The 3505-nt window shown below is 56.4% G+C and carries 2 protein-coding genes; one reads left to right on the top strand and one right to left on the bottom strand.

The window, feature by feature from the left end; genetic code table 11:
• Window positions 1–178: 178 nt before the first annotated feature.
• Entirely contained in the window at window positions 179–1804 is a 1626-nt protein-coding gene (locus B7449_RS15300) for a vWA domain-containing protein (protein WP_235721157.1), read from the bottom strand.
• 97 nt (window positions 1805–1901) lie between these two features.
• On the opposite strand from B7449_RS15300, the gene B7449_RS15295 reads away from it, so the two are divergent.
• On the top strand, window positions 1902–3505 hold a 1604-nt coding region (locus tag B7449_RS15295), incomplete at its 3' end, for an RNA repair transcriptional activator RtcR family protein (RefSeq protein ID WP_148431363.1).

Genomic DNA, 3505 nt, shown 5'->3' with positions numbered 1-3505 from the left:
CATCCCTACAATATGGGAAGAATTTCAAGATCTAACAGGCCCTAAACAGGCGCGTAGTCCCATGCAATCAGGGTGAAGAGAAAGGTTCCGGCGACAAGGGATTGGAGGGATATAGAGAGAAGGGTTCCCGTAGGAGTGGCCTCGTGACTGTAATCCCACCGGCATTCGCCGGACCTGTTCAAAGGGGTTGGGCCATGATCTGTCCAACCCAATGCGTGGCTTCCATTCGACCCGATGCGAATTCGGCTATCTGATCAAAAGTAGCATCGGAAAAACCACCAATATTCAGTATATCCTCCTGTTCGGCGGCCTGCGTGGTGCCATAAGGCTGAATGTCGATACAGACGAGGCGAGCCTCCGGATTACGGGTTTTTAGCTTTGTCCACTCCCGCATCATGCCCGTGGGTGTTCCATCAGGCCATGCGTTGCCCCACGATGCGTTATCCGATACGAACACAACAAGATCCGCCGCTTCGTGCCGGACATTGAGCCATGATAGCGGGGCCATGCAATCCGTGCCGCCTCCGCCTAGTTCCGCAAGACGACGGGCATTGGTCAGGATTGTATCGCGGGATTCCAGAACAATGTCATGTACCCGCATCGCAAAGGGCAAGATGCGTGCGGTAGGGTTGCCGCGTTTAATCGCCGCTGCAACGAGAGCTGCGACATCAATGCACTTCACCGCCGTAGTGGCGCTGCCTCGGTAGCCCGTGACTGGTGAACACATGGATTTCGATACATCGGGACATATAACGACACGCCCACCAAAGTGGGGCACATTGCTCACCGCGCGTTCCATGGCGTCATGTAGGGCCTCTCTCAAGACGAGAGGCATTTCCGGGTCCAGCGCTTTCAGGGTAGCAAGCAACTGGTATGGCAGAGCCTTAGCCGCCCTGAACCGTTCATGGTCGCGCAGCACTGCTGCCACGTAGGTTACTACATCTGGATCGTTAAAGGCACCGTTGCGTGTCAGCATGTTCAGCCCCTGCCGCAGGGTCTGCCATGAAGCCATGCGTGCGACCGCGCCCCACTGCACCGACGAAAGCGGCAGGCTACTCAGCAACTGGAACGGTACGGCGGGTACCTGATCCGACAGACCCGAGCGGAAGGCCAACAGGTCCTGCATGATCGGCGGCAGAGCCGATATAGCGGCAGGCCGGCCGATCAGCCAGGCATAGAAGGCCTCACGCCGCAGGTTGCCGGGGCGCGGATGAACCATACGGATGATATCGGCCAGTGACGGGGCATTTCCTATCGATGCCGCCAGAAGCTGTTCATCAGACGCGCTATCAAGCCAGTTCCGCACCATAGCCTTAGGGCGTGAGCCCAAGGATTTACGTCCGGTCTGTCCAGAGCGCATGACCTGTACAAAGGTGCGTAGCATCCGGCCGGAAGTCACCACTTTCGAAAATACATGGGCAAACAGCACCGGGTCGCGTCTGGACAGAACAGCCAGCAGCAAGGCAGGTGTATCCTTCATGTGTCCCTTATCCCGAGCATAGATGGCGATGCGGGCCAGGAAATCCGGACTTACGGTGTTGGCCAGTTCGACCAAGATACGCGCCTGTGTCTGCGCGTCCTGATAATAACCGCCGCCAAAAGTGCCTGTCATGGCAAGCTGGGCCAGCCTGTGGGCCGGAACGAGGTCATAGGCGGGGACACCTGCCGCGTTACGCGTATTGGTCTGCTGTCCTCGCAGCGATGCAAACACCGATCGGTTTGCCATGACTTTGTTCCCTTTTTTCGTGCCACCCTTTTTTGCCAGATGGAAATACGAGGAAAAAGAAAAATGACATTTTTCCATAATCCATTGTTATTGAATGGAATTATATAGGTTTTGGTAAAAGGTTTCCGAAAAATATTATATGGACTTATATAAATTTATCTTTTTATATAAGAATATGCGTAATGTTGTCATCGGCTTCCTCGGTACCATCCTTGATCAGGGGCGTCGCCGCTCTTGGCGGCCTTCGGTGCAGATCTGTGCCCATTCCGATTTTCCAGTCGATCGGCTAGAGCTGCTCCATGACCACCTCAATCTGCGACTGGCCGAAAAGGTGGCGCGTGATATCGTGGCCCTGTCGCCCCGGACCGAGGTACGGCTGGTGGACATGGAAATTACCAACCCATGGGATTTTCAGGAAGTTTACGGAAAACTGTATGACTTTGCCGAATCCTACGGCTTTGACGAGGATCGGGAAAGCTATTACGTCCACCTGACAACCGGCACGCATGTTGCCCAGATCTGCTGGTTTCTGCTGACGGAAAGCCGCCATATACCTGCCCGCCTGCTCCAGAGTGGGCCACCGTGCGGGGAGGCTACGCCTGACGGCACGATTGACATTATTGATCTCGACCTCGAACGCTACAATGCATTGCAGCGCCGTTTCGAAGCGACGGCACGTGAGCATTCCTATATGTTGCGTGGCGGTATCCCGACAAAAAACGCTGCGTTTCACAACGTGATAGAACGGTTGGAACAGGTTGTGACCCGCTCGGACGAACCGGTCCTGCTGGTGGGGGAGGCAGGCATTGGCAAGACCACGCTTGCACGGCGCATCCATGAACTGAAACGCCAGCGCCACCGGGTAAAGGGACGTCTGGTCCATGTGAACTGCGCCGGGTTGCAGGGACCGTATGCCATGGCTGCCCTGTTTGGTCAGCGACGTAATGTTGCAGGCCTTGCAGGTACCGAGCGGGCAGGCTTCCTGAGCGAGGCGGAAGGCGGGGTGTTGTTCCTGGATGACATTGATCTGCTGCCTCATGCAGAGCAGGGGCTTTTACTCGATGCGTTGGAAAGCGGCAGTTACTATCCCGTTGGGGCTAATACCGCGCAGAACTGCCGTTTTCATCTGATTGCCGCAACCAGCTATGACCTGTCCGTGCTGGCGCAGCAGGGTATCATGCGTCGCGATCTGTTGGCACGGTTGGCATTATGGGTTTTCCACCTTCCGCCGCTGCGCAATCGGCGGGAGGATATGGAAGTCGAACTGATGTACGAACTGGAGAAAGCAGAACGAAGCTTGGGGTGCAAGATCGGCTTCAATGTGGATGCGAGGGCGCGTTATCTGCGTTTTGCCCGTGACCCCGCCACGCCATGGTCGGGTAATTATCGGGATATGTCGGCCTCGGCGCGCAGGCTGTGTACCTTTGCTGGACGTGGACGTATAACCCTGTCCATGGTGGAGGCGGAAATCCTGACGCTGAGCCGCCAGTGGGCGGCGGTCCAGCAAGATGCTGACCTTGCGCTGCTAGCTGAAATACTGCCAGATCCGGCAGGTGTGGATGAGTTTGACCGGGCGCAACTGGCTGCTGCGGTACGAGCATGTCGCGAGGCATCATCGCTTTCTGCGGCGGGACGCCGGCTATTCGCCATATCCCGGCAGGAAAAGGCCAGTCAGAACGACGCGGATCGCCTGCGTAAATACCTTGCCCGCTTTGGTCTGAACTGGGAGAGGATCGTTAGGCTCAGGACTCATAGCCAGAAGATGACGGTTGCAGCGAG

This window comes from Komagataeibacter intermedius TF2 (genome assembly GCF_000964425.1).
In the GTDB taxonomy this organism is placed as follows: domain Bacteria; phylum Pseudomonadota; class Alphaproteobacteria; order Acetobacterales; family Acetobacteraceae; genus Komagataeibacter; species Komagataeibacter intermedius.
Note: the sequence above shows the minus strand (reverse complement) of the source record. Positions and strands in the feature narration are given on the sequence as shown.